The organism is Aliivibrio sp. A6, assembly GCF_028765505.1.
Taxonomy (GTDB): domain Bacteria; phylum Pseudomonadota; class Gammaproteobacteria; order Enterobacterales; family Vibrionaceae; genus Aliivibrio; species Aliivibrio finisterrensis_A.
Genome location: NZ_JARACR010000003.1, coordinates 143,529 through 170,376, shown reverse-complemented (window position 1 = coordinate 170,376; position 26,848 = coordinate 143,529). Strand labels below are relative to the sequence as shown.

Here is a 26,848-nt window from a genome sequence, read left to right as displayed (position 1 = left end):
AGGTAATTCCGGCATATTAATTGCTTTACTATAAATAAGATTAAAAAGAGCGGCAAAGATTGCCGCTCCCTTTTTGAAAAATAGGATTGAAAATGAAAAAGACACTTTTAGCGTTAGCTTTAGCAAGCGTATCAGTAACTGCTGCTGCGGATTCTCTAATTTACGGTGGCCTACAAGCTGGTTCTGCTGATTATGCTGGTGATAGCTCAACGGTATACGGTGCACATATTGGTACTGGTATTCTTCCTTTCATTGGTTTAGAAATGGGTGCTTGGAACCTAGGTTCTTACCACAACGTAGACGTAACTTCTGTAAACTTTGCAGTTAAACCAAGCATCGACTTTGGTCCATTACACGTTTATGGTAAAGCGGGTCTGCATAGCTGGGATATGTCTGGTGGCTATAACGATGACGGCGTTGATCCATTCTTTGGTTTAGGTATTGAATACAACATCTTACCAATGTTTACTGTTGGTGCAGGTTACAACAACTTTACGGTTGGCAATGAAAACATCGATTTCGCATCTGTTAACCTAACAGTGCACTTCCTATAATCATCTGATTATTAGAACAATAAATACAAAAATGGCGACCAATGCGGTCGCCATTTTTTATTCATAAGATAGAGAAACTAAAAGTTAATCAACTAATTGATACTCTTCTTTCAGTACCTTGATAATTTCGGCTTTTGGATTATCACTAAGCGAAATTGGAGCGCCAGTGATTTTAGCGGCTATATCCAAATACGTTTTTGATAGCTCCATCATTGCCTCTAGCGGAAGCGCATTATCTTGAGCTAATGCTGAGCGTTCATCCATACGATTCTTATTTAATAAGATATCAGGCTCATCAAAATGATTTAATAAAAACTGACGGAAGCCTTCTTTCGAGTTTTCGATAATGTGCCCTGAGCGATAGGCGTTTTTATCCCAAATACGAGAAGAATCAGGCGTACCTACTTCATCCATATAAATCAGTTTTTCATTACCTTCAGCATCGTTAACGTAACCAAATTCAAATTTAGTATCGACAAAGATTTGGTCGATTTTGTTTAATGCTTTTGAAATAACGGCAAAGCCTTCTTTTAATAATTTCTCATATAATGCGATGTCTTCTTCGCAAGAAAAATTAAACTTAGCGTAGTTATCTTCGATGTTTTTACGAGTGATATTTACATCATCAACTTCCGGTACGCCATCAATGCCTTTTAAAACACCTTTGGTTGATGGTGTTAGTAGCAATTCAGGTAATTGTTCGTCTTTTTCTAAACGCTCAGGAATTTGAATACCACAGAATTCACGCTCACCATTTGTATATGCACGCCACATTGACCCAGTAATATATTGGCGACAAATCGCTTCAATCATAACAGGCTTAGCTTTTTGCACTATCCACACAAATGGATGAGGAATATCAAGAATATGGCTATCAGCAAGCCCGTTATCTTTAAATAATTGGAACCAATGGTTAGAGATAGCATTTAATGCAGCGCCTTTACCAGGAATTCCTTTAAGTCCACCTTCGCCGTGCCAAATACAATCGAATGCTGAAATACGGTCACTGATAACCATGATGGCAAGAGGTGCATCTGCGGCAACGTTGTAGCCTTTTTCTTTAATAAGGCGACGACTGTCTTCTTCTGTTAACCAATATACAGAGCGTACTTTACCACTGTGTACTGGTTTATCAGTGCGGATCGGCAGATCATCATTAATAGCAAGTACTTGTTCGGAAAGACTCATTATAGAATTCCTATATAAACGATTTAAATACAGGGAGCATCATACCAGAACTATTTATGACTACCAGAATAAAAGCAAACGTTTGCTATTTTTTGTATTAAAAATCCGAGTTGAGCTAATGAGTGTCGATCAGTTACACTCAGCGAAAGGAAAAAATCAATCAATAGGGCGCTTATGCTAAGTAAAAAAATCATTGCTTTAGGTATGTTAGTTGTAACAAGTAATACTTGGGCGGCTATGTGTCCAGTGACAGTAGAAAATGATCTGCTACTAACGCCAACAGGTGAAGTAAAAGTAGATAAAGCTCAAGATAAATTGAGAATTGACCAAAACGGCCGTGTCTTTGTTAATGGTGACGAACTTGACTTAACACAAGAGCAGAAATTAGCCATTGAAAAATATCAACAACAAGTGGCTAGTTATATGCCTTCAGTGATTGATTTTGCTGATAAAGGTATCGCCGCTGCCAACGATTTTGTGAACGAAATAGAGAACTCATTTGATGCTGAAGGCTCTTTTGATTCAGTTAAGAACAAAATTGATGAATATGGTGTAACAGCAAAGCAAAAATTTTACAAAGGAAAAGACTTAGTGCTTGAGCATGACTTTTTTAAAGAAGTCGATACAACATGGAAAAGTGATTTCGAAGTGATGATTCAAAGCTTGGATAAAGAGCTATTTGCTAGCGTATTTAATTCACTGTCTGACAAAATGCAAAATGGTGAACTTAACTTTTCGGAGTTACAGCAGCAATTTTCTGAGGTTCAAACTTCAATTAAAGCCAAAATGAGTGAACATAGTAAAGAAATAAAAGAAGACGCTCAAGAACTCTGTGATTCAGCAAAAGAGATAGCGGAAGAAGAAAAAACGCTGCATCAATTGATCCCTGAACTGCAACCATACCCAGTTTTTACCATTTAATTTAAAAAAAGAGACAAAAAATGATCGATACAACTCAAACCATTATATTTTCTAAAACGGTATGTCCATTTTGCGTTAAAGCCAAAGCGATCTTTGACGATAAGAATATAGCTTATAAGGTATTAACCTTAGATGTTGATTTAAGCAAAGATGAAATGGTGTCATTAATTCAAGAGAAAGAAGGGATTGCGGTAAATACCGTCCCTCAAATTTACTTGGATGGGAAATACATCGGTGGACATGACGATTTAGTGGCGTTTTATGAGCGTCAAGAGACTGACATGGATCTCGATGCTTTTGAACTGTAGAATACAGTTAACTAATTAATATTTACGTCAAAATTATAAGCGTAATAAATACTATGAGTGATGGATATGTGGGATTCTCTTCTAACGTTAATACAGGATAATAATGCAGTTGTTTTGCGTTTTCCTGAAAATTTTCAGCCGGATGCTGAACCGACTCTAAAAGGGTTTAAAGATTCATTAGAAGAGATAGGTGCAACAGGCTTCTTTTTTGATGAGAAGAGCATTACCTCAATTATTCATGATATGAAAAGTGGAATGATCACTAATCATCAAAACCGTCAAGTTGCCGAGCGCCGTGATGCGGAAGTATTTCTTGCGTTAGAAGAGCGTGATATGAAAGCAACGATGGCAGTAATTGGTGCTTACGGTGGGCGTGATATTCAAAGTAGCGATATCATCTCAGCACTTACAAACATGGAAGTCACTCGTGGTATTAGTAAGAATGCACTAAAGAAAGTTATGTTTTTGAGCCGTAACCTAACAGCAGGTGAGAAAGTTTCTCTTGTTGTTGCTAAAGGTAAAGAGCCAATTGATGGTGTAAACGCAAGCTTTGTTCCTCTTGTTGAAGATTTTCGTGAGCAAGCATTAAAGCCTCAGGAAAAAGAAGGGGAAGAAGATAAAGTCGATATGCGAGATTTGGGTGAAACGATCACGGTCGTTGAAGGTGATGAGTTAATTCGTCGTATCCCTCCAACAACAGGCACTGATGGTTTTACTGTTACAGGTGAAGTGATCCCTGCTACGCCTGGTAAAAATACAAAGCTTCGTGCTGGTAAAGGCGCAACTATTTCTCCAGATGATCCTGAGTTAGTGATAGCAGAAACATCAGGCATGCCTTGGATTAACCAAGATGGGGCAGATGTTGATAATGTACTGTGTTTAAATAATGTCGATATCTCAACCGGCCATGTGAAATTTAAAGGCAGTGTTATTGTTAGTGGCGATATTGCCGCAGACATGATCGTAAAAGCAACTGGCAGCGTCACTGTCGGTGGCTTTATTGAATCAGCTGATGTACAAGCGCATGGTGATGTAATTGCCATGAAAGGCATCATTGGTCACCAAGTAGAAGATGGTGAAGAACATACCTGTTTTGTTAAAGCAGGTGGTAAAATTACCTCAAAATTTGTGCAGTCAGCTAACCTGCAAGCGTCAGGTGATATTGAGTTAGGTCTACATTCCATTCAGAGCTTTGTTAAGAGTAAAAGTTCCGTTACGGTTATGGACAAATCAGGTCGAAATGGTTCGATTGTTGGCGGGGAAGTATACGCAGGCTCAACCATTACAACGGTGAATTTAGGTGCAACAGCAGGTACAGAAACCTTAGTCAAAGCCTTTACACGCTTCGATAAGTATAAAGAAAACATTGCTGATCTGAATGCAAAATATAAAGCTGCTCAAGAGAACACAATGAAAGTGGTTCGAGCTGAAATGGACTTAGCAAAAATCCCAAAATCTGAACGAACGCCAGAACAAATTGAACGTGTTCAAACTATGAAAGAAGACTCGAATAAAGAGATTGCACTTTCAATGAATCGATTCCAATCTGCTGAAGAAGAGCTAAGAAAACAACTAACAGAAAACGTAGTTAAAGTGACTGAGAGAGTTTATCCAAAAGTCACGATTCAATACTCTGATGAGCAAGTAACAACAAAACGTGAACATAGCCCGTGTAAGATATACTTCAATGAATATGAAATAAAAATTGACCCAATCATCTCAAAAAATACCAATTTGATTGCAGATTAATACTTAGGTAACACACCTTAGTTAAGTCCACTTAAACCGCTCATTGTAGCGGTTTTTTGTTGCCAAAATGTATGAGTGTAAACAGTCTGTTAGTACGATGATAAGGTTAAGAGCTAAGAATTATTAAGTGTGATCTGCATCCATTTTAAAACTTGCGACGATTCTAATATTGAGGATACTTATAGCCATAAATGAAACATTTGTGCTGTTCAATAGGATGTTGAAAGTAGATGTGGGAATATCGAGGCAAATATGGCTAATATGATCGAGTTTGATTACAGTTCGTTTTTAATTAACTCAAGCAAACAAAAATGGACATTTTCACAAGCACTGAAAAGCATGATCCCAACCTTTGGAACCGTGTGGAATGCATCTGTTCATGATAAACCCCCAACACAAGAAAGACTACGCTTAGAAGCGCTGCAAGTCCTTTCGTCACATATTAATGATGAGTCAAATATTATTCGTCTTATCCGTTTAGCTCGCATTGAAGGTATTACTGATTTACAGGTAAAACTGCCTTATATACTCGATGATGAGCAAGTTCGATATATTCTAGATAATACTCATACTGAAATATCTCAATCAAATGCTGAATTTGATCTTCTTTATGTTCACTTGCTCAAGCAATCGTAAGTAAGAGTCGTACCATTCGTGCCCAAAAACAGCATGAATTGCATGACCTAATGACCTAATGACCTATATCCTTTAGTGGATAACCGTTAATTTACGATTTAGTGTTAACCATTGAGAGTCAGAAAAATAGTAGCAATTAGAGTTGCAGATAATCGCGCTTGCAGTACCAAACTGTTTTGCTTTTTCAATCGTTTCACTTTCAGATAAATGGTGAGATGGCTTTAATCTCACCAATCGATTTAACTCAACCCCATGAGCGAGCAAAACGTCAGTACTTGGTATAGAAGTATTGGCAGTAATAAAAATCCACTTATTTTGTTTCGATAAACTTTTTAAGATCTGTATGAAGTGAGATTCACACTGTGCGTTCACTAAGCTTGCAGCACTAGTAATATGCTGAGAGATTGCGTGATTAAATGAGTTTGAGTACGTAGTTAATGATATTGCTCTGTTCATAATAAAATACCTGTTCATTCATACAGTGTGTATTTATACAGTACTTTTATTTTAATTACCGATCAAGCTATTTTTTATTTTATATATAGTATAAAGCACTCTTTAATTTTAGATGCATCATTCTAACTATCTGAAATTAATGCTTATTAGATAAAATTGATTAAGAATAAACAGCTTTGCTGGAGGTTTGATATAATGGAAAACAGAATTTTCAAATCAAAAGCGATATGTACGATAAATCATTATTAGAGCCAATCTACTCATTTTTACAGTGCGAAACCCCTGATGAGTGGATTGAAGAAGCCAAAAAGCCAGAGAATCTATCAGTAATATTACGAGATCATTTGATGTGCGAATTGAAAGCAGCGCAAAGTGCGTTGTATTTGATTCGTAAATACGCAGTGGATGCAGAGAGTACCAATATCTTACTTGATTGGTTTAAGCCTTATGAAGATTTCGCGTATAAAAAAACCGGTAGTTTAGAGACATTAAAAGGGAAAAGTAATATCTCTAAAAAAATCACGGCTCGTAAAGATTCGCCATACAGCCAAGATTTGATTGATAAAATGGTGTTGCTGATCAAAGAAGAGCTGCATCACTTTTATCAAGTACTTGAGATAATGGATCAGCGTGATATTCCATATCAAAACATTAGGGCAGGTCGTTACGCAAAAGGCCTATTTACCAATATCATCACACATGAGCCATGCACATTAATTGATAAACTCATCATTGGTGCATTTATTGAAGCTCGTTCTTGTGAGCGATTTGCAAAGTTAGCACCATACTTAGATGAAGATTTAGCAAAGTTTTATATTTCTTTATTGCGTTCTGAATCGCGTCATTACCAAGATTACCTTACATTAGCAGAGCAAGTCGCTGGTGGTGAGGTAAGTGAGCGTGTGGCTCATTTTGCGAAGATAGAAGCAGATCTTATCCAGTCTCCAGATGCTGATTTTAAATTTCACAGCGGTGTACCGGTAAAAGACTAAAGCGTTTCATATTGTTGAAATATAAAAAAAGATCGCTTTGTGCGATCTTTTTTTATTTTAGGAAAGAGGAAAAATTAGATTACCATTTCTTCTTAGGTTGGAATAACACATCGATGTCATCATCTTTGTTTTTATCTAATTTATCTTGTAATTCTTGGTCTTGTTTCTTTTTGGTCTTATTGTTTAACTCATCAAGCATATCTTGCAGTTGAGTTCGTGCTTTGTTTGAGTAACCATCGTTTTTACTAGATAGGGCATCAATACCTTTTTTAAGTAATTGACGAGCAGTACCTGCTTGTCCGCGTTGCGTTGCTTCTTTAGCACGCTTCACTACGTTTTCAATATTAATGCGGATCTGCATTGATTCAAGACGTGCATTTTCAGCCACAAAAACTTGAGTGTTAACTCGACCTTTTTTATGTTCAGCGCGTAATGTATCACGTAGGCGTTTTACTAACTTAAGCATAACAAGTGCTTGTTTATCATTACTTGGTACTTTGAAGTTAGTACTATCACCACCAGTATAGTTTGTTTTTAATTGCTGAAGCTGTTGTTCCATATTTTCAATACGAGAACTGTATGAACGATCGTTTGGTTCGAGTTCATAGATAGAACGCAATGCATCAAGAATTCGTTGGTTCAAACATACTAGCAACTCTTTGCTGTAAGGAAGGTGATGAGCATTTCCAATCAATTCTTCTGTTGAATCAATGATAACCATATGTTTTGCCGATTCTTGCTTTTTGGCTGATTCAATCTTCGTTCTATATTGAACAATGACGTTATAGCCAATAATCAAGGTAAGTAAAATCGCAAAAAGTCCGATAATGAGAGCAATATTCATATTTTATATCATACGTCCAATAGTAATAATTTCTAGTGTAACACCTTGTAAACTAAATGAATAGCAAGGGCTTAAAGTGCTGCGTAAATTACCCGAAAGAAAGGGTATATTACTAGAACTTAATGATACTTATCGACAGTTGTTCACATTTCTTTAATTTATTCGGGTTAAAAATATACAATTCATTAAATATGGCGTTAAGGCTTTGAAAATGGAAAGGAATGAGTATATAACTGTAACTTATAAGTAAATTAAAATTTGATGTAAAGGATTACAGGTAAATAAAATGAAATTACAACAGTTAAGATATATTGTTGAAGTGGTAAACCACAGTTTGAATGTCTCCTCAACGGCAGAGTCGCTTTATACCTCTCAACCAGGGATCAGTAAACAAGTGCGTTTATTAGAAGATGAGCTAGGTGTTCAGATCTTTGAGCGAAGCGGTAAACATTTAACAAGAGTCACCCCATCAGGTGAAGAGATTATTAAAATCTCGCGTGAAATCCTTTCTCGTGTCGAAAGCATTAAATCGGTTGCAGGAGAGCATACTCATCCTGAAAAAGGCACGCTTAATATCACTACAACCCATACTCAAGCTCGTTACGCATTGCCTGATGTGATAAAAGGATTTAAAACGCGCTATCCTGATGTGTCTTTACATATGCATCAAGGCACGCCGGCACAAATGTCCGACGCTATTGCTAAAGGAACGGCAGATTTTGCTATTGCTACCGAAGCGCTTCATTTATACCAAGATGCGATTATGCTGCCTTGCTATCACTGGAACCGTTCGATTGTAGTCACCAAAGATCATCCATTAGCACAGAAATCGAATATCACCATTGAGGATTTAGCCGCGTATGATCTTGTGACTTACGTCTTTGGTTTTACTGGCCGCTCAGCATTAGACAGTGCCTTTAATAAAGCAGGCTTAAAGCCTAAAATAGTCTTTACTGCAACAGACGCCGATGTCATTAAAACTTACGTGCGTTTGGGTATTGGTGTTGGTGTGATTGCGAGTATGGCTATGGACCAAGAGAGAGACACGGATCTTGTTGCTTTAGATGCCAGTCATATCTTTGATGCAAGTACTACAACGATTGGCTTTAAACGAGGCTCATTCTTAAAAAGCTATATGTTTGATTTTATGGAGCGCTTTGCACCCCATTTAACTCGCCCAATAGTAGAGCAAGCGACCATGCTTAAAAATAATCATGAAATCGAAGAGATGTTTAAAGACATAAACCTTCCTGTCCGTTAAGATCGCCCTGATATTATTCTCAGGGGCATATAATGCATTCTCAGCAGTTTTTAAATATAGACCGTTTGTTATCGCAGACGGTCTTTTTTTGGCAATTTTCTGCTTTTCATAGTTCAGATTATCCATGGCGAACCACGCATGAAAGTTTAAGCCATTGGCTTGATGGATTAACTCTGGTTGAAGTGCAGGAATTAAAGCGAGTCCCTGAAAAACTAACGCAAGCACTCTCAGTTTTTATTCCAGAAGTTCATGATCTTTATGAATTAAGTCAGCTTGAGCAACTACAAGCGGCTAAGCTAGTTATGCCAAAGGGATTAGATTCAGGAATTAACGGCCGTAAGTGGCAACAAATTACCAATTTAAGTGCTTTAGGTATTCAATATTCACAGCCTCAAGATCAGTGGCTAGAGTGGTGTGGTGGTAAAGGATATTTAGGTCGGGTGCTTAATGTGGCATCAGGTAAACCAGTAACCACATTAGAGTGGCAAGATGCTTTGTGTCATAGTGGTCAAGAATATGCAGATAAACATCAATTAGACATGACGTTTATCCAAGGTGATGCGTTGGCAACTAGTGCATCTGAACTGATTAGAGCTAACCAACATGCGATAGCGTTGCATGCCTGTGGTGATCTTCACGTAAGTCTAATCCAAAAGGGCATAGATAAGTCGATAGATGCTATTACTTTATCTCCTTGCTGTTTTCATTTAACTCAGTCATCGGTTTATGAAGGGCTGTCTGCATTATCAAAACAAACACAGATCCGTTTATCTAAAGATGATTTACGATTACCACTGCAAGAGACAGTAACCGCAGGGAAACGCACACAACATCATCGAGAGCAAGAAATGCAATATCGATTAGGGTTTAATGCCTTGCAGCAGTTTGTTACTGGCAATGATAACTATGTCCCTGTTCCAAGCATAAAAAAATCATTATTAAGTGATGGTTTTGAAGCTTTTTGCCAATGGGCTAGCGAGCATAAAAATCTGCAATTGCCTGACGATATTGATTTTTTCTATTGGTTAAACAAAGGAAAAGAAGCGTTTGTGGTGATGGAAAAATGCGATTTAGTGCAGCAAGTATTTAAACGTCCATTGGAAGTATGGTTATGTTTGGATCGAGCCTTATTGCTAGAAGAGGCGGGGTATGAGGCACGTATCGGGGAGTTTTGTTTAAAAGAAGATACCCCAAGAAATATTGTCATTCAGGCTAAGAAAGCGTGAAACAAACATAAAAAAGGCGCTAACTAAAGCGCCTTTGCTATGTATTACGATTACTTTTGATTCTTAAAGAACCGCTGCAATACCTTTACATAAAGGCAGCATATTGTCTTTTGTCATACCAGCAACACTGATACGGCCAGAACCAACGATGTAAATGGCGAATTCATCTTTCAAGCGGTTTACTTGCTCTTTAGAAAGGCCAGAGAAAGAGAACATACCATTTTGACGTTCAATAAAGCTAAAGTCTGCATTCACACCTTGTTTTTTTAGTGTGGTAACAAACAAAGTACGCATCTCTTGAATACGGTCACGCATCTCGGCGACTTCTTGCTCCCATTCTGCACGTAGCGCATCGTCATTAAGAATATGCGTAACAACAGCAGCACCGTGAGCTGGTGGGTTAGAGTAGATGGAACGGATGATTGCTTTAACTTGAGAGAATGCGTCAGCTGCAACAGCCGCGTCTTTAGCAACAAGAGTAAATGCACCAACACGCTCGTTATATAAACCAAAGTTCTTAGAGAACGAACTTGCTACAAGCAGCTCTGGGCAGTATTGAGCAAAAGTACGTAAACCAGCTGCATCTTCTTCAACACCTTTTGCAAAACCTTGGTATGCGAAATCAAACAGTGGAAGTAGGCCTTTATTTGCACACAGTTTAGCTAGCTCTTCCCACTCATCAGCCGTTGGGTCGATACCTGTAGGGTTATGACAACAGCCGTGTAGAAGAACCACATCACCAGCTTCCGCTTGTTGTAAATCCGTTAGCATTGCAGCGAAGTCTTTAGATTTCGTTTCTGCGTTGTAGTAAGTGTATTGCGCTGTTTCAATACCTGCAGCAGTAAATACACCAATGTGGTTTGCCCATGTAGGGTTACTGATCCAAATTTTCACATCGCCAAGTTGACGTTTGATGAATTCACCAGCTACACGTAGTGCACCAGTACCACCAGGCGCTTGAGCTGTTTGTGCACGTTTTTCAGTGATCACTTGTGCATCAGAGCCAAACAGTAGTTTTTGTACTGCAAGGCCGTACTCTGCGGTACCTTGAATGGTTAGGTATGACTTTGTTTTTTCTGTATCAAGCAATACTGCTTCTGCTTTTTTAACCGTAGTTAAAACAGGAGTTTGACCCGCTTCGTTTTTGTAAATACCAACACCAAGGTTGATTTTTTCAGCGCGAGGGTCATTTTTAAATTCATCTGTTAAGCCAAGAATTGGGTCAGCAGGAGCGGCAGCGATTTTTTCAAACATAGTCATCATCCATGGTGTAAGTAAAATAAAAGAGTTAGCTTATTTATACCTGTTAATCCTGTAAGTTTGCAACGGTTAGGTAACGAAAAAAGCAAATTAAATGGATTTAACAGTAAAAAAAGAATAAGAAGGTTAAAAAAGTACAACAGAACGGTATTTGAAACCATTCTGTTATACATATTTTTAACTTAATAGATCACTTGTACTTTATTTGAAGCCGTTACTGCATCCTCAATAGCGGTTTCAAGATTGTTACGGCGAGTCATTGCTACACCTAAACGTCGACGTCCATCAATCTCTGGTTTACCAAATAACTTTATCTGAGTTTGAGGTTGAGAAAGTGCGTCAGTTAAACCATCAAAACGAATATTAGCCGAAGAGCCTTGGCCAAGAATTACAGATGATGCCGAAGGGCCATATTGAGTAATTTGATTAATTGGCATGCCAGTAAAGGCGTGAACATGAAGCGCAAATTCAGACATTTCTTGAGATATTAGCGTTACTAAACCTGTGTCGTGTGGGCGAGGAGAGACTTCATTGAAGTAAATTTGATCACCTTTAATAAATAACTCAACACCAAATAAGCCATAACCACCTAGGGCATTAACGACTTTTTCAGCAGCGCCTTGGGCCAGTTTAAGTGCAGCTTCTGTCATCACTTGTGGCTGCCATGATTCACGATAATCTCCATCTTCTTGTCGATGGCCAATTGGCGCACAGAAATGAACGCCATCAACAGCGCGAACGGTTAATAATGAAATCTCATAATCAAAATCCACAAACCCTTCAATAATCACGCGACCGGCACCAGATCGTCCGCCATCTTGAGCGTAATCCCAAGAGGCTTTAATGTCCGCTTCAGTTTTAATCACACTCTGACCTTTACCTGAAGAGCTCATCACTGGTTTAATAACGCAAGGCATACCGACAAATTTAACCGCTTCGACTAGCTCTTCGTAGGTATCTACAAAGCGATATGGAGAAGTAGGTAGCCCTAATTCTTCAGCGGCTAAGCGACGAATACCTTCACGGTTCATTGTAAGTTTTGTTGCATTCGCTGTAGGAACGACATTAAGTCCTTGTTTTTCTAATTCTACCAATTTATCGGTTGCGATTGCCTCAATTTCAGGAACGACGTAATCTGGCTGCTCTTTTTTAATAATAGCTTCAAGGGCGTCTGCATCTAACATATCAATAGCATAGCTACGATGAGCGACTTGCATCGCTGGCGCATTTAGGTAGCGATCAACAGCGATAACTTCTAAACCTAGGCGTTGACATTCAATAGCGACTTCTTTGCCAAGTTCACCAGAACCAAGTAATAATACTTTTGTTGCAGAAGAGGATAGAGCAGTACCAAACATAATTAATTCTCATGTAATAGTGGGGAGTGGTTATATGAGCATGATACTAAAATTAGACAAATACGCAAACGTTTGCTTTTATTTTTCATCACTTTCTATCTGTAGCTTCATGAGAGCTTAATCACACTATTAACTAAATGATAAGTTTGCTGAATATGATTATTTGTAATCACTATAATGATAGGTATGCTCCTTTGTTATTAAGTACTTGTATGAAATGATGGATAATTTGATGCCTTGCGTAACTCACTCTGGAGAGCAACAACAAAGTGCATTTTATGGCGCTTTAGAAAATAAAAAATTTGTCGTAAGTGATTGTATCAATATTAAAGATACGCCAAATGGATTAGGTAACCCTACTTGGTTATCCCAACAGAAAAAAGCAAAAGAAAATGCACCAGTAGTTGATCTGATATTACAAAAAGGAGCACTATTTGTTGGGAAAACCCAAGTCGATGAATTTGGGGTTGGGCTACATGGCAATAACCCGCATTACGATCCAATTTTAAATCCTAATAGCCCGAATCGATCCATAGGAGGAGCTTCTTGTGGTGCTGTTGCAGCTGTCGCTAATGGCTTTGCTGACTTTGGTTTAGGGACAGACTTAAATGGTGGAATCCGTATTCCAGCGCTATATGCTGGCTTATATGGCTTTAAAGCATCAGTCAACGCCATTAATATGGACGGCGTGTTTTCTATCGCTCAAGAAGAGACTGCATTAGGTTGGGTTGCTCGAAATTTATTAGATATTAGAAAAGTAGCAACCGTATTAACGCCCATGTCACCATTGGTAACCGTTGAGCGAATTGTGGTGCTAGACAGTCTATTCAGTGATGTTCCTGAAGAAGCAAAAAATAAATTAGAGAAATTATTGTCGTCATCACCATACGATGTGGTAAGAAGTAAAGCGATCAGTAAAATCATTACTAATAAAGCAGCAGAAAGCTTTAAGGTGATCTCAACCGTTCGAGGTTTACGTAATATTGAACCTTGGATTGAAAGTAATCATCCAGTGTTAAGTAATGAAATTAAAATGCAAATGAAGTGGCTCTCAACATTAAAATACAAAGATGAGAGAATTGCTGTGAGAGAGGAATAAAGTCCCATACTCAAAAACGATAGAAGCCATTATTATCTGTGGCTGCCTATTAGGATCATAAAATAGAGTTTCATACTAAACGACATAATTGAACAGCCAATGAGCAAACATTAGGTAATAAAGATTCATACTTTTATTCGCTGTTCAGAACGTAGTCAGTGCCTTTTTCTGATCGCTTATATTTATACTGTGGTCTGATCCATGTTGGCGTGCGTTCTTTGATGACGTAACCATGTTCAGCCAACCACATCAAATCGGGAGAGTGGTGAGATCCATCATACCCACCGATATCGAACGGTCTTTCAAACTTATCTAGCCGCAAGCTTTTCAAACCTCAAGGCAGCGGCTCTAAATCAGAGCTCCGAATGAACAAATCCAAGGGCTAGCAAAAGGTCATGTTGGAGCACATCATCACCAACCTTAGCAACAAGCATTACTTTCGAATTCCATTCACTTTACAGCTACAAAACTACAATTCCGATGCTAATGTATTTTCAGTATATGTGGCATCCAATAGTCTCATGGACCGGGTGTTACAAGCTTGACTGAATTTGATGGCACCGATCACTTTAGTCTGCAGCCATATACTAAACTTTACCGTACAGACGGGTATCCGATTCCAAAATTCTACACATATAATGCAAAGCCACTAAAACTACTTCCTAGGTTGGCTTTATCAGAAGAGCAAAGCCGCTATAAAAAGGGTTCAACAGCGATTCGTGATTCCGTAGCAAGAATGAATGTTTCTAGTAGTTCAATGCTTAGATTTAGTATGAACGAACCTAGAAACCCTAAATACACTGGAAACACGAAAATTCACATCAAAGCGTCTCCTGAGCAAGCTCAGAAGTGGGTTAATGAGAAAACACAGATGGTTGCATACGTTAAACCAGCTATCATAGTTCACGCGCCATACCTGCACGATTACTCCGTAGTTTATAACCCAAATGAAGATGTGTACGTTACCGAAAATGATGAACGCATTGTGAGCAAACGAGGTGGGACGTTAAAGTAAGTTAAGATAGCCTCTTTGCTCTAAACTAAGCCTAGTTAGTTTCACATAAGAGGCTTTCCTGCGAACGCATCAGCGATTTACGTTAGGCATATAATAGTAGACACACATTAAATCAAACCTCTTAATTGAGCCTTGTTAAGTTAACGGTGCTACAGATCCATCACTAGGATCGAGTCCTAACATTATTTCTAAGTTTTGAACCGCTGCTCCTGAGGCTCCTTTACCCAAATTGTCATATATCGCTGTTAAGACGACATGATCTGTATTTTTGGGGGCAAGTACATGAAGAGTCACTTTGTTAGAATTGTTATGAATATCTGGCTCAAGCCCATCAACATCGATGATGCTAGAATAAGACCCTACACTAATAAACTGAGAATCATGATAGTGTTCTCTGAGTTCTTGCCTCAAATGCTCAGCATTTGCACGAGAAGAGCATCTATTTAACTGGATTGGTATTTGAAGGATAATGCCTTGGCGATAATTCCCGTACATAGGAGTGAAAACAGGTTTATTAACCAAATTGCAATATTTATGTATTTCTTTGATATGCTTATGCTCATCGTGCAAGGCATAACGTCTGACCTGACTTGAAATATGACTCTTATGATTAGGGTCCTCAAACCTAGCAATAGCTTCCCGCCCCCCACCGGTATATCCTGAAACCGCGTTTACAGCATAAGGGTAGTTAGCATCTAGTAGTTTTGCTTCTATGAGAGGCTTTAGTAAAAGTATGGCACCAGTTGGATAGCAGCCTGGGTTTGATACTCTGCTTGCACTCTCAATGAGAGTACTTTGGTTTTGAGATAGTTCGGGTAAACCATAAGTCCATCCGTCAGTAACCCTGTGAGCTGAACTAGCATCAAGTACCCTAACATTAGGTGAAGAGATTAATGATACCGATTCACGTGCCGCCTGATCAGGCAAGCACAATATAACTACATCAGCGCTATTGATCATATCTTTACGCGCTGACAAGTTTTTGCGGTACTTAGCTTCAATTTCGATAATATTGACATCACGTCTATCTTTTAAACGAGAATGTATTTGTAGTCCAGTAGTACCAGCTAGTCCGTCAATGAATATGTTATTCACTATGTCTTCCTTTGTTATATTTTTGAGAATTAGTTACATTAGATAGCCAACTAAGTCATCTTTGATGATATTAATTAGTTTGTTTCGTTCTGCGGTGAAATAGAGGTGAAATGGAACTTCTATATGTTCACCCACTACACAAAGATTACTGTCATTCTCAATGCAATCTTTTGCGAAGTTTTCTTCTAATATGGCTGAATACCCTTTATTTTTTATGCAGAGTAACGAGCTCTGATAACAATCGTTATGAGAGAGGCGGTATTGAGTTTTGATCGGTAAGCCCTCAATAAGCTGAGGAATATTCGGTAGCAAAATTTTTGTAACCTTACCGTTGTTCTGATCCGATTTACTTTCTACTAATACAAAATTGATACAACCTAAATAGACGGACCTAATGCTATCGTCTTGTTGGGAGCAAAAGCCGATCCCAATATCTATTGGACTATGCTTCATTGCTACTAACATAGAATCATCTCCCATTCTTCGGATGTTGACCTTATGATTCTCTATTTCATTTGAAAGGGTTAGATTGCTCAGTTTTATGGGGTTAAATGCGTTGCTAACGGCTATGTTGACTCTTTCTTGATTGACGTCAACTTCAGATAGGGTAGCAACTAAATCTTTCATTCCTTGAGAAATACTATGAGCATGGTCATATATCTTTAGCCCCTGGGGTGATAATTGCATCCCTCGATTAGTCCGAACAAATACTTCCGTTCCTAGTCTGCTTTCTAATTGTTTTATTCTTTGACTTAAAGCCGCAGGTGTTGCATGGACGAGTTCTGACGCTCTTGCGAGAGTTCCCGTTTTCGCAATAGCCAGAAAAGCGTTAATTTGATTGATTTGCATTGTTCCAGTCTCGTTATAACTTGGAGTGCATATATAGCACCCAGTTTGATTTATTATGTATTAATGCATTTTAAAAGCCGGACCATGGTCAATATCACTGACGTTGAAGAGATATTTGTGTTTACAAGAGACCGACAACCTATATGAAGGTTGGATTAATGTGTTAGTTGTCCATTACTCCCACTCTCTGCGCTGGTGAATTTATATGTCCTTAATGTGAAAGCTTATTCTATAATAGAAACTGGTTGCATTATGTCAAATAAATGAGAAAAGTAATACGTTTTGTGAATATTTTTAGTGATTTTTTAATATTATGTTTATTTTTCCTTGTAGGCTTTTGATTTAAAAGGAGCTGTGTTAAATTGAGTTACCTTCAAAAATAGGAAAGTGGTAACATCGATCTAATCACGGCTCTATCGCACAAGAGGGAGGTGATGCATGTTTATGTATTTTGTGGTTATTCGTGCTCGGCAACGGCAGGTAGTGATTTGACGCCATGTTCTAAGTGAACTTCTTCGAACTTAAACGCGCGCAAGTCAAGCTGGTAACAATAAGGAGCAGACTTAAAACTTTGCTTTCCAAGTAATTGTAAGACACTCGATGATCCAGTTAGCGTACTTGCAAGTAAGCAAGAACAACTGAGAGATGCAACTTTGTGTGCTTCGAAATCGAGGTTAGCAGACTTTTGATAGTTGAGATAAAGTGACGATGGTGTTAAACCGTTCCCAAACTTAACTAGTTTCTCTTGTTCGGTATCGTTTTTCTGTAAATTAAAAAATGTTTCGAATGGCATAGCTTCTGGAGTGAATAAATGCAGCGATGCACCAAAACCAACTGGTCCGGACATTATAACTGGAATACCTCGCTCTCTAGCTCTGCGATACATGAGCATTCTTGGCTCTATAACAAAGTAGTCAAGAGCGTCACAGACTAAGTCGACACCGTCCAAGAACTCTTCTATTGTGTCTTCAGAGATAGCAGTCAAGATTTTTGTCTCAACGTTTGGGTTTATGTCATGTAATCGGCGACTAAGAACGTCAGCTTTTTCTTGCCCTAATGTACTAATAGTGCAACCGAATTGACGGTTCATGTTTTCTGGGCCAAATGTGTCAAAATCAGCTATGGTAACTGAACCTACCCCCATTCTGACTAACGTTTCGGCATGGGTAAATCCAACTCCTCCAGCACCAGGTACAGCAATTTTTTTACCTTCTAGTGTTTTAAGTTCCTCCTCACTTACGATCCCAAGCATACGGCTAAATAGTAGTGAGTGGTCATAATCATCTTTTCTGTTTTCGTCTTTCATCATTATTCCATTATGTATTAGTGTATTCTTCGTGACAGTAGCTATTTATTTTTGTTGTGTGTGGATAAATAATCACTCTTGGTTATACCCATTAAGTACGAATCAAAATAAATTCCTTCCCGAATGACCTGAGCCTTTCTAGCTCCCTCGTTTACAAGGCCAATCTTTTTGTAGATTGCTATTGCTGCCTCATTATCTTGGTAAACCACTAACTCTATACGCTCAAAATCGAGGTACATAAATCCCGTATGCAACGCTTTTTTCAAAAGATTAAAGCCAATTCCTTGTCCAGTTGCTTCATCTGAAACACCCATTGCAAGAGAAGCAACTCTTCGCCACCGCCCGCTCGGCCACGTTAAATAGATGAACCCCGTAACTTTGCCATTGAGTTCTGCAATAACCCAATGTTTATGCTCAGTATCGGCCATTAGGTCCTTTACCACCATTTCACTTGTATAAGGCATAGATGATAGGCCATGAAATACTTGCGGTTTAGACATTATATCTGCGATGGCTTCTGAGTCTTTTACTCTCAATCCCCTGTAATTTAAGGTCGCACGCGAAGATGTTTTCTGATCATTTGAGTTCATATCAATCACTCGCTAATAGAATTCGACTACAAGCAGATCTCTAATTCCCAACTTATTTGGGTCAACTTGAACTATTGGAGAAGCAAAATGATAAGTAGAGGTGTCCTGGAAGAATATGCACTCTCCCTCTTTTGTCAGCGTATGGTCAAAAATGGGCGTTTTATTCTGGTCGAAAATGGTATTTATACCACCCGATACGTTTTCACGGTTAATCATCAAAAGCGTGCTATATTTAACTCCATCATTGTGAATACCTTCCGGAGAAGGCTTTCCTTGTTGGTTCTGTTCCGCAATGATTCTGTTCTGGTAGATATTTATATTCCAAACATCCTGATTAGTTAGTTCGCTTAACTCATATCCGATTTTTTTCAAAAGCTGATTCAGTATAGAGTTGTGAAATACCTCCCCTTTTATGGGAGAAAACCATCGCTTTATACCACCATTTAGGGGATTCACCGCTGTTGGTTGGTAATAATGATCGTACTCCTTCATCCATAAAGTATCTTCTGACCTTAGGTATCGAGCTTTACAGAAATTTCTAAAGCGATATTTGCCATCATCATTCATATAATTATCTTGATCGAGTTCATTCCAGGAATCCTTGAAATTATCCCAATCTTCTGAATTAAAAGCGTCTTTACCCAAGAAGTCGTTGATATTTGAAACCATACAAATATTATCTATTACCTCGGACAATATTAGTTGATTTTCATTATTGGCTTTCTCCATACCTATACACTCTTTTATTTTAATGGTTTAGAATTTGATATTACTTATCGGTGATAAAAATCAATCATTTACTTACAAATAATACATTCAGATTAAATCGATAAATATTTTCCCAGACTTTATTGACTCACATGTGCAAGCTAACCTGTGGTTTTCTTTGTTCCTTCCAATCACACTTAAAATTATTTTTTCGTCTTCGGTCTTTGGTTTCAGAACGTTATGGTGGTCATTTAGTTCTACAACACACTGTCCACAAACTCCTTTTCGACATCCATAAGGAATATTGGATGACTCTTTTGTTTCTATTTCATGAAGAAATTGATTTTTTTCCATGTCTATCTCTAAATTTGCCATATACACCTCGATATCAATTTATAATAATAATCTGATGTATAGACTCTTCTATCTAATTATTATTAAGGAGTGTTTGGTTATTTTTGCATCAAGAAATATTATATGCTCATCAAGGTGTTTTTGATTAATATCATTATATTTTCACTCTATTATTAAGCATATTTAAAATGGAGTAAGCAAATGAAAGTCGAAAACAACAATGATTATTTAGTTTCAATATCTGGCTCGTGTAATACCTCTTTTACAATTAAGATGACTTTGTATACATCAATGATATTAGGTGGTGCCTGGATGTATTTTATGGGTGGCTACTTCTTTTATGCAGGGTTTATCTTATTGGGGGTTGCATTTGCTCATGGAGTCGAGCTTCAGCATCAAGTTCTTCATGGTGGAGCTTTTTCTAATAACATCGTAAATCGTATAGTTGGTTTTCTATTAGGTGCCCCAATGCTCGTTAGCTATTCGAATTACAAGGCGAGTCATCTGATACATCATGCAAAAGTAGGGACGAAAGACGATACTGAATTTTTCGAATTTAATACTCTAGATGGAAGTAGCAATATATTTACAAAGCTAATTTCATTTTTCTTGATAACTCATTACATCGAATTCTTCAAACGTGTATTTAAAGCACTCCTTGGTAAGGATATTAACGATCTTTGTGACCAGAAAACCAACAAGCAGATTAGAAATGAGTACATCATGATGCTAGTTATTATTATTGTTGCAATTGTAGGGCTTGCATATTTTGAAATGCTGACTTATTTGGGAGCTTGGTTGTTACCTCTCTTTTTAGTAGCCTCACCACTACATACCCTAATTGAGTTCCCAGAGCACTTTGGTTGTAATAATGAAAGTGAGAATGTGTTGGAAAATACGCGTTCAATCCGAGCTAGCAGCTTTATGGTCTGGTACACAAATGGGAATAACTACCATGTAGAGCATCATATGTATCCGCTTGTTAGACCTGAGAAATTATCAATTGTCCATAGAAGAATAAATCAGGATATTCAGCATACGAATCATTCATATTCGGAGTTTTTCTTTGAGTCTATCTAAGGTTTATGATGCGTAATTTTTACTCAGAAAATCAATTAAGAATTCAAAAACTGAATGGTTCAGAGCGTATAGCGAAGCAGCTTGAAGACACAAGGTTAATGATTGAGTTTAACGATGATGTAGCCCAAATAGTGAACTCATCGCTGTTCTTTTTCATTGCAACTTCGAGCGGTGACAGGAACTTGGAGTGCTCTTATAAAGGTGGGAATGAGGGTTTCGTACGTGTTATGTCAGATAATGAGCTTGCGTTTGCGAATTATGATGGAAACGGAATGTACAAAACACTTGGTAATATTGATGAGAACCCCGAAGTTGCGTTGCTCTTTATCCAATTCAATGGAGACAAGCGTCGCATCCGCATTAACGGAAGAGCACGAATTTCTACAGATAAAGAAATTACACAGCACTTTCCTAAGGCGGAGAGCGTGATCATTGTTGAGGCTGAATTTATTTTCCCTAACTGCCCACGCCATATCGACACGATGCGATTTGAAGAAAACTCAATATATAGCCCAACTGAAGGCTATACCCCCCCTGAGCCATATTGGAAATCTAAGCCCGATTTAGCTCCTTATGTAAAGAAGAGATAACAAAATGGACACACCGTATTTTAAACTTAATTCTACTCAGTATGTCTTACAAGATTATTATTCGTCAACGTTAGGCGACCCTGTGCGGTTTAACGTAATTCCAGACTCTATCGATAGTCTTAGGGAAATACGACGAATAGAAGATGAATGGATGTCGTTTGAAGAAAATGCAATTGTAAATGAAATTCTTCCATCTAATCCAACAGAGTTTAAAGGTTGGTATACAGATAAGCTATTAACACTTAATGAAAACATCAAAGAGTTCTTGGTGTATCTAAGAAACGAAGCGTCTCCTTCAGCAATTGCGTTTTACGTGTGTATGGAAGAGCTTGTCGATGGTAGTTTTGATGATGTGATGGCTTTGGCTCAATTAGGTGTCAATAATCGCTCAAAATTAACAATTGCTGAGAACTATTGGGATGAAATGGGAAATGGCAGTTATGATAAAATTCATACTGAAATGTTCACGGAGTCATCTAGGTATTGTAGAAATCTACTAGACGAAGTATCTCTTTCGTTACCAACTAATATCCCGACACCGTGCTTGATGAACGGGAACCTTGTAACGTTTTGGGCGCTTAGAAGAAAATACATTCCCCGGTTATTTGGAGCGATTGGTTTGATTGAAGGCTCAGCCCCCGTTAGATTCAAAGCAGTGACTAAAGGCATGGAAAGATGTGGCTTTCCAGAAGAAGCAATTGCTTATCACCGTGAGCATATTCATATTGACGCAATTCATGGTAAGGAATGGCTCAACAATATTCTATTACCATATGCGGAGCAAAGTGAACGTTGCTGTCAGGAGATGGCTCGCGGGGTTCTCATCCGCTTTCGAGTAGCAGAAGAGTATTATCGCTATATTGATAAAATCGTACGCGAAAATTGCTAATAGATAACCTGAGTGCCTTGTTGAGAAAATGAGGTACTTAAATTGCATTTCGATTATACATCATAATCCGACAAGTCAATCATATTGCGGTATATTCTTTGAAAGGGATTTTTTACTGCGGTTGTTGAATGAATCAATCTAAATTGGGGTATGTTCATACTTGAAAAGGCAGCATATGGATGCGAATGCTGCCCTTTTAGTGTGATACTTTATTTCTCAGTATGAATCTTCAATACTTAGTATGATTCTTTATTACTCTCCTACAATTGCATTAGAGCAGAGAGATCTTGTTCAATCTGTTTTAGAGTCACTGTTGGATGAGAAAACCTTGTTGTTAATGCCAACTACAACAAACATTGCACCACCAGTAACCGCGTCAGATGAGCAATTATATAAGCTCAATTCAGTCATTTTGAAATACACTTCATTAGCAAGCTTAGCTGATCTACCTCAACTACATTTACCTTGGTTTTCGGTGAACGATTCACCATGGGGGATCTCGTTACTGGGTAAAAAGGGTATGGATAGACAATTGATTGATGCTGCGATCCGATGGAAACAAAATCAATAGACTTATTTTCTGGATAAGTACTTTGAGAAAAGCTGGCCGTTGAGCTGTTGAGTTAAAAAAAAGAGGAGCAAATTAGCTCCTCTTTTTTTGATTGACTCTTAATCCACTTATATCGCAGCGTACTCTAAAGTCACTTCAGGGCTAAGCGCCTCTAATGTACTTTTAGTTATTGCTAAGTGGCTAATTGCGCCTTTATGGTTTTCAACCAAGGCTGCGGTTGTGATGTCTGATAAACACTCACGAGACATATTGGCATGAATAAGGGCCACTTGAAGTGGAGGTAAGCTTGGATTAAACGCCGCATTCTCAGCGTACATGCCGTGATAAATGTGACCGCTTTTCATTTCAAGCGCAATACCACTGATGTTATGTGAATAAGGTGCATGGCTATGATTCGCTGCTTCTACAGCACTAATCAATAAAGCAGAATCCGTCTTTAGTGTTAGATCATGCGATACAGACGCTAATAAACCGCCTTCAATACCCAGATCTTTAGGACCAAATGATTCTGGTAAATACTCTTGCAATGACTTCTCATCACGCTCAGGCAGTTGAACCATTAAACTATCAGCCGTTGTCAGTTCGTTCATGAATTGACGACAGTGGCCACAAGGACTGAAATTGATAGTAATGTCAGATATTCCGGTTTCACCGTTGATCCAAGCGTGACTAATCGCAGATTGCTCAGCATGAACCGTTTGGCCCAATTGAACACCACTAAACTCCATGTTTGCACCAAAATAAAGGTCACCTGAGTTACCACGAACAATCGCACCAACATAAAAATTAGAAATTGGGGCAACAGAGAAAGCCGCGGCAAGAGGAAGTAAGGCTAAACGTAATTCTTTGTCACTAAGTTTGCTGTCAGCAAGTAGGCCTTGAAACTGCGCTTTAGTAATGATGCCTTTAAATTGGGTGTTAATGAAAGAAGACAGCGCTGATTGTAAATCTGCAGGCAGATCAGAAAGGGCATTTTCTAAGCGTTGTTGTACTGTTGTAGAGTGTAGAGTGGTCATCAGTGTGATCCTTTTTAATTTCTTCTGGGCTCATTATTAGGGACTATAGCCATAGAAACATAGATCAATATCACACTCATTGATGTAAAGATACATTATTTACATCAATGAGAGAGATGTCACACTGATTTGAAGGGGTTTTAACCAATTAGCCTTTTATAAATACCAATAACGTATAAATAAGTGGCGCAACTAATGAAGTGATGATCCCACAAATAACCAAGGCAAGAGAGCTAAACGCCGCATCTTGAGAGTTAACTTCAGCAGCTTGTGCAGTACCAAGGGCGTGAGAGACATTACCCATGGTTAATCCTCTTGCCAGTGAGCTTTTAATTCCCAACATATTATAAATAGGATAAGCACAGATAGCGCCCATTAAGCCTGCTAATAACACTAAGATAGCCGCGATAGCCGCCTCACCTTGTAATTGACTTGAGATAGCCATCGCAATTGGTGTGGTCACTGATTTTGGTAAAATACTCGCAACCAATTGCATATCAGCACCCATCCATACCGCTAAGAAAGCACCTGACAGCATAGAGAACAGTGAGCCAACACTACAAGCAAGTAGGATGATTTTCCAGTTTGCACGAATATGCGGTAACTGCTCATACAGCGGGTACGCCAGAGCAACAACAGCAGGTTGCAGCAAGTAACTTAAAAATGCATTGTCGGCATAGTAAGTTTCATAAGGTACCTGTAATACCATCAAGATCGGGATAACGATAAAAACACTCAGCAATAATGGATTATTGATTGGGTGAGGAAAACGTTTAGCGAACCAACGCGCTGAATAAAAAACAATAACGGTTAAAATGACCCACATTATTTGTTTCCTCTATCAAGACGATCAATAAGTAATGAAAGACAAACTAAAACCAGTAATGAACCACCAGCGGTACTGACAATGATTGGAATCGCATTGTTGATTAATAAATCGAAATGCGTCATTAACCCAACAGAGATTGGAATAAATAAAATCAACATATTCCGCATGAAGAATTGGCAACCTGTCGCAGCCCAGTCCGGCCTGCATACACCAATAACCATTGCAGTGAATAAAATCAGCATTCCAATAATACTGCCCGGTACTGAAATATTTAACCACGATTGAATGCCGTTTCCAGCAAACAATGAAGCAAAAATCCATGCGAAAGAATAAAGGTATTTAATCATGATACTAACTGTTGTACGTAATTATAAACGGCCCGCAAAATAGCGGTTTTCTTGTCATTACCTTCAGATTCCAAATACAAAGTTTCAAAACTTGATTCGTAATCAGGTAAATGGGTTTGGAAATAATCTTGCAGATGAGCCTGCCACTTTAATTGTTCAGCTTCATTAAGCGTATGCGGGAAATTACGCGCACGGTAACGGAACAATAATGGTTTAATGCGAGGGTCAGTGACATTAGGTTCAAAATCGATAAGCTGTTCAGGCGTTGATTGACGGATCATATCAATCGTCGTTTTATCAGCATGAGAGAAGAAACCATCATATAGAAGCGTATCTACATTGGTCGATTTCTCGTAATTAGGTTCAATGCTGTAAAGCGCAATTAGCTTTTGTCTGATCTCTGGATTATCACGGATCACTTTAAGATTGCGTAGGCAGGCTTCTCTGTCCACATTGAGGTTCGCTGCATTCTCAGCAGTCAGTGTTTTAGCCGGCGCAAGAACAGGACATTTGTTTAAATGCACTAACTTAACCGGAACTGGCAATTCATCAGGCGCAAGATCAGCACGCTTGGTATACATGCGTTGATGCAATTGCTCTGCATCTAATTCTAGGAATACACTAGGGTCTAATGCTAAATCAATCGTAATTACAGCGTTATTATTAGTAGGATGCCAAGCAACAGGCACAATCCAGCTAATATTGCCTCTATCTACGCCAAACATGCCAGACACGTGCATTAATGGCGTCATTTCTACTATGTCGATTAATGTCGCTGCTTTTTTCTTGTTACGCATAGAAAGCAAGTAGTTAAACATTTTTGGTTGTGCTTTTTTAACGACTTTTGCTAACTCGATGGTGGCAATTACATCGGCCATCGCATCGTGGGCATTTTCATGCTCAATACCATTTGCTTGAGAGAGTTTTTCTAGTCTAAAGCTTGGTTTGCCTTCTTCGTCTTTTGGCCACTCGATGCCTTCAGGACGTAGGGCATAAACAGCACGCATCACATCAAGTAAATCCCAACGAGAGTTACCGTTCTGCCAGCTCCAACCATACGGTTCGAAGAAGTTACGATATAAGGTGTAGCGAGAGACTTCATCATCAAAACGAATGTTGTTATAGCCTAATGAACACGTATTTGGCTGTGATAACTCATGATGAATTTTGGCGATAAACTCAGGCTCAGATAAGCCCTTGCTTACTGCGGTTTGCGGAGTGATTCCCGTAATTAAACACGCTTCAGGAGAGGGCAGATAATCAATGGGAGGGCGGCAGTAAATAACTAATGGCTCACCAATGATATTGAAATCTTCATCGGTACGAACCCCAGCAAATTGGCATGGGCGATCGAGAGATGGGCTAGTTCCCCATGTTTCATAATCGAAAAAGAAGAAACTTGGTGCGTTATCCTGCGGCATAAGTGTGTCCAATTAAGAGCAATACATTAATTATCAGAGATCTATCACATAATCGCAAGGGATTAGGAAGGGAAGAGAGATAAAAATTAAAAGGATGTTGATAACGTGATTGCAGAGATATTATTGAACCATGCGAAACCAAGTTGAACTGCTTAAATTGAGCAAGACACAGTTAATTGTTCTGCAGTCGATTAAAGAGGGAGGGGAAATTATCACCTTAGTTACTTCATTCTGAGTTAGCGTGATGCGTAACGTTTATTGGATGTGGGAAAGTTTTCGGTAGATCTCCCGATTCTTAATTATTAGCCAAAAATGGCTAAATTCGCGTTATTAGCC

29 protein-coding genes are annotated in these 26,848 nt (G+C 38.5%); 14 read left to right on the top strand and 15 right to left on the bottom strand.

Annotation, left to right across the window (positions count from 1 at the left end):
* Window positions 1-92 precede the first annotated feature (92 nt).
* On the top strand, window positions 93-554 hold the full coding sequence (locus tag PVK70_RS03135; RefSeq protein WP_130046235.1) for an outer membrane beta-barrel protein: 462 nt from the start codon (window positions 93-95) through the stop codon (window positions 552-554).
* A gap of 84 nt (window positions 555-638) precedes the next feature.
* Here the strand turns inward: PVK70_RS03135 and PVK70_RS03130 are convergent, their stop codons facing one another.
* Complete coding sequence (locus tag PVK70_RS03130; RefSeq protein ID WP_130047924.1) at window positions 639-1,742, bottom strand: phosphoribosylaminoimidazolesuccinocarboxamide synthase; 1,104 nt, start codon at window positions 1,740-1,742, stop codon at window positions 639-641.
* Between the two features lie 174 nt (window positions 1,743-1,916).
* On the opposite strand from PVK70_RS03130, the gene PVK70_RS03125 reads away from it, so the two are divergent.
* The 4 genes from PVK70_RS03125 to PVK70_RS03110 all read left to right on the top strand — a co-directional run bounded on the left by PVK70_RS03125 (window position 1,917) and on the right by PVK70_RS03110 (window position 5,356).
* Window positions 1,917-2,663: a YggN family protein gene (locus PVK70_RS03125; protein ID WP_130047925.1), complete on the top strand. Its 747-nt coding sequence runs from the start codon at window positions 1,917-1,919 to the stop codon at window positions 2,661-2,663.
* Window positions 2,664-2,683: 20 nt separating this feature from the next.
* A complete protein-coding gene (locus tag PVK70_RS03120; RefSeq protein WP_130047926.1) occupies window positions 2,684-2,971 on the top strand; it encodes a glutaredoxin domain-containing protein in 288 nt (95 codons plus the stop codon).
* 66 nt (window positions 2,972-3,037) lie between these two features.
* Window positions 3,038-4,720 carry a DUF342 domain-containing protein gene (locus PVK70_RS03115; protein ID WP_130047927.1) on the top strand — a complete coding sequence of 561 codons (1,683 nt, stop codon included), beginning with the start codon at window positions 3,038-3,040 and terminating at the stop codon, window positions 4,718-4,720.
* A 252-nt stretch (window positions 4,721-4,972) separates the two neighbouring features.
* Window positions 4,973-5,356, top strand: coding sequence for a transporter (locus PVK70_RS03110; RefSeq protein WP_130047928.1), 384 nt, complete (start codon window positions 4,973-4,975; stop codon window positions 5,354-5,356).
* Window positions 5,357-5,428: 72 nt separating this feature from the next.
* Here PVK70_RS03110 and PVK70_RS03105 read toward each other — a convergent pair whose 3' ends face one another.
* Window positions 5,429-5,812: a hypothetical protein gene (locus tag PVK70_RS03105; RefSeq protein ID WP_130046241.1), complete on the bottom strand. Its 384-nt coding sequence runs from the start codon at window positions 5,810-5,812 to the stop codon at window positions 5,429-5,431.
* Window positions 5,813-6,039: 227 nt separating this feature from the next.
* Here PVK70_RS03105 and miaE point away from each other — a divergent pair, with 227 nt between their 5' ends.
* Window positions 6,040-6,804, top strand: a complete 765-nt coding sequence (gene miaE / locus PVK70_RS03100; RefSeq protein ID WP_130047929.1) for a tRNA isopentenyl-2-thiomethyl-A-37 hydroxylase MiaE — start codon at window positions 6,040-6,042, stop codon at window positions 6,802-6,804.
* Between the two features lie 79 nt (window positions 6,805-6,883).
* Here miaE and PVK70_RS03095 read toward each other — a convergent pair whose 3' ends face one another.
* Window positions 6,884-7,648 carry a DNA repair protein gene (locus PVK70_RS03095; RefSeq protein ID WP_130047930.1) on the bottom strand — a complete coding sequence of 255 codons (765 nt, stop codon included), beginning with the start codon at window positions 7,646-7,648 and terminating at the stop codon, window positions 6,884-6,886.
* A 286-nt stretch (window positions 7,649-7,934) separates the two neighbouring features.
* Here PVK70_RS03095 and cysB point away from each other — a divergent pair, with 286 nt between their 5' ends.
* Together cysB and PVK70_RS03085 are read left to right on the top strand one after the other, a co-directional pair.
* Complete coding sequence (cysB, locus tag PVK70_RS03090; RefSeq protein WP_130047931.1) at window positions 7,935-8,909, top strand: HTH-type transcriptional regulator CysB; 975 nt, start codon at window positions 7,935-7,937, stop codon at window positions 8,907-8,909.
* 32 nt (window positions 8,910-8,941) lie between these two features.
* Window positions 8,942-10,135 carry a methyltransferase gene (locus PVK70_RS03085; RefSeq protein WP_130047932.1) on the top strand — a complete coding sequence of 398 codons (1,194 nt, stop codon included), beginning with the start codon at window positions 8,942-8,944 and terminating at the stop codon, window positions 10,133-10,135.
* Between the two features lie 63 nt (window positions 10,136-10,198).
* Here the strand turns inward: PVK70_RS03085 and PVK70_RS03080 are convergent, their stop codons facing one another.
* Both PVK70_RS03080 and purT read right to left on the bottom strand, forming a co-directional pair.
* Window positions 10,199-11,389, bottom strand: coding sequence for an amino acid aminotransferase (locus tag PVK70_RS03080; protein ID WP_130047933.1), 1,191 nt, complete (start codon window positions 11,387-11,389; stop codon window positions 10,199-10,201).
* A gap of 188 nt (window positions 11,390-11,577) precedes the next feature.
* Window positions 11,578-12,753: a formate-dependent phosphoribosylglycinamide formyltransferase gene (purT, locus tag PVK70_RS03075; protein ID WP_130047934.1), complete on the bottom strand. Its 1,176-nt coding sequence runs from the start codon at window positions 12,751-12,753 to the stop codon at window positions 11,578-11,580.
* Between the two features lie 232 nt (window positions 12,754-12,985).
* Between purT and PVK70_RS03070 the strand changes: the two genes are divergently transcribed.
* Together PVK70_RS03070 and PVK70_RS03065 are read left to right on the top strand one after the other, a co-directional pair.
* Complete coding sequence (locus tag PVK70_RS03070) at window positions 12,986-13,852, top strand: amidase family protein (protein WP_242504772.1); 867 nt, start codon at window positions 12,986-12,988, stop codon at window positions 13,850-13,852.
* Window positions 13,853-14,393: 541 nt separating this feature from the next.
* Window positions 14,394-14,867 (top strand): hypothetical protein, encoded by a 474-nt coding sequence (locus PVK70_RS03065; protein WP_130047935.1) that lies wholly within the window; start codon window positions 14,394-14,396, stop codon window positions 14,865-14,867.
* A 135-nt stretch (window positions 14,868-15,002) separates the two neighbouring features.
* On the opposite strand, the gene argC is transcribed toward PVK70_RS03065, so the two are convergent.
* The 6 genes from argC to PVK70_RS19085 form a co-directional block, all read right to left on the bottom strand.
* Entirely contained in the window at window positions 15,003-15,962 is a 960-nt protein-coding gene (gene argC / locus PVK70_RS03060) for an N-acetyl-gamma-glutamyl-phosphate reductase (RefSeq protein WP_105063245.1), read from the bottom strand.
* 33 nt (window positions 15,963-15,995) lie between these two features.
* Complete coding sequence (locus PVK70_RS03055; protein ID WP_130047936.1) at window positions 15,996-16,811, bottom strand: LysR family transcriptional regulator; 816 nt, start codon at window positions 16,809-16,811, stop codon at window positions 15,996-15,998.
* A gap of 457 nt (window positions 16,812-17,268) precedes the next feature.
* Complete coding sequence (locus PVK70_RS03050) at window positions 17,269-18,120, bottom strand: ThiF family adenylyltransferase (RefSeq protein ID WP_207216795.1); 852 nt, start codon at window positions 18,118-18,120, stop codon at window positions 17,269-17,271.
* A gap of 38 nt (window positions 18,121-18,158) precedes the next feature.
* The gene (locus tag PVK70_RS03045) at window positions 18,159-18,707 is read right to left on the bottom strand and encodes a GNAT family N-acetyltransferase (RefSeq protein ID WP_105063247.1); all 549 of its coding nucleotides are present in this window, start codon (window positions 18,705-18,707) and stop codon (window positions 18,159-18,161) included.
* Window positions 18,708-18,719: 12 nt separating this feature from the next.
* Window positions 18,720-19,436: a 2OG-Fe dioxygenase family protein gene (locus tag PVK70_RS03040; RefSeq protein WP_105063248.1), complete on the bottom strand. Its 717-nt coding sequence runs from the start codon at window positions 19,434-19,436 to the stop codon at window positions 18,720-18,722.
* Between the two features lie 87 nt (window positions 19,437-19,523).
* On the bottom strand, window positions 19,524-19,769 hold the full coding sequence (locus PVK70_RS19085) for a 2Fe-2S iron-sulfur cluster-binding protein (protein WP_165370320.1): 246 nt from the start codon (window positions 19,767-19,769) through the stop codon (window positions 19,524-19,526).
* 201 nt (window positions 19,770-19,970) lie between these two features.
* Between PVK70_RS19085 and PVK70_RS03035 the strand changes: the two genes are divergently transcribed.
* The 4 genes from PVK70_RS03035 (at window position 19,971) to PVK70_RS03020 (ending at window position 22,899) form a co-directional block, all read left to right on the top strand.
* Window positions 19,971-20,849 (top strand): fatty acid desaturase family protein, encoded by an 879-nt coding sequence (locus tag PVK70_RS03035; RefSeq protein WP_105063250.1) that lies wholly within the window; start codon window positions 19,971-19,973, stop codon window positions 20,847-20,849.
* Between the two features lie 5 nt (window positions 20,850-20,854).
* Window positions 20,855-21,439, top strand: coding sequence for a pyridoxamine 5'-phosphate oxidase family protein (locus PVK70_RS03030; RefSeq protein WP_130047937.1), 585 nt, complete (start codon window positions 20,855-20,857; stop codon window positions 21,437-21,439).
* Between the two features lie 151 nt (window positions 21,440-21,590).
* The gene (locus PVK70_RS03025) at window positions 21,591-22,328 is read left to right on the top strand and encodes an iron-containing redox enzyme family protein (protein ID WP_165367212.1); all 738 of its coding nucleotides are present in this window, start codon (window positions 21,591-21,593) and stop codon (window positions 22,326-22,328) included.
* Between the two features lie 241 nt (window positions 22,329-22,569).
* Entirely contained in the window at window positions 22,570-22,899 is a 330-nt protein-coding gene (locus PVK70_RS03020; protein WP_242504773.1) for an amidase family protein, read from the top strand.
* Between the two features lie 107 nt (window positions 22,900-23,006).
* Here PVK70_RS03020 and cdd read toward each other — a convergent pair whose 3' ends face one another.
* The 4 genes from cdd to sbcB form a co-directional block, all read right to left on the bottom strand.
* The gene (gene cdd / locus PVK70_RS03015; protein ID WP_130047938.1) at window positions 23,007-23,915 is read right to left on the bottom strand and encodes a cytidine deaminase; all 909 of its coding nucleotides are present in this window, start codon (window positions 23,913-23,915) and stop codon (window positions 23,007-23,009) included.
* A gap of 148 nt (window positions 23,916-24,063) precedes the next feature.
* Complete coding sequence (locus PVK70_RS03010; protein WP_130047939.1) at window positions 24,064-24,741, bottom strand: CidB/LrgB family autolysis modulator; 678 nt, start codon at window positions 24,739-24,741, stop codon at window positions 24,064-24,066.
* On the bottom strand, window positions 24,741-25,091 hold the full coding sequence (locus PVK70_RS03005; RefSeq protein ID WP_130046250.1) for a CidA/LrgA family protein: 351 nt from the start codon (window positions 25,089-25,091) through the stop codon (window positions 24,741-24,743). Before PVK70_RS03005 ends, PVK70_RS03010 begins: the two co-directional genes overlap by 1 nt.
* On the bottom strand, window positions 25,088-26,512 hold the full coding sequence (gene sbcB / locus PVK70_RS03000) for an exodeoxyribonuclease I (RefSeq protein WP_130047940.1): 1,425 nt from the start codon (window positions 26,510-26,512) through the stop codon (window positions 25,088-25,090). Before sbcB ends, PVK70_RS03005 begins: the two co-directional genes overlap by 4 nt.
* Between the last annotated feature and the right edge of the window lie 336 nt (window positions 26,513-26,848).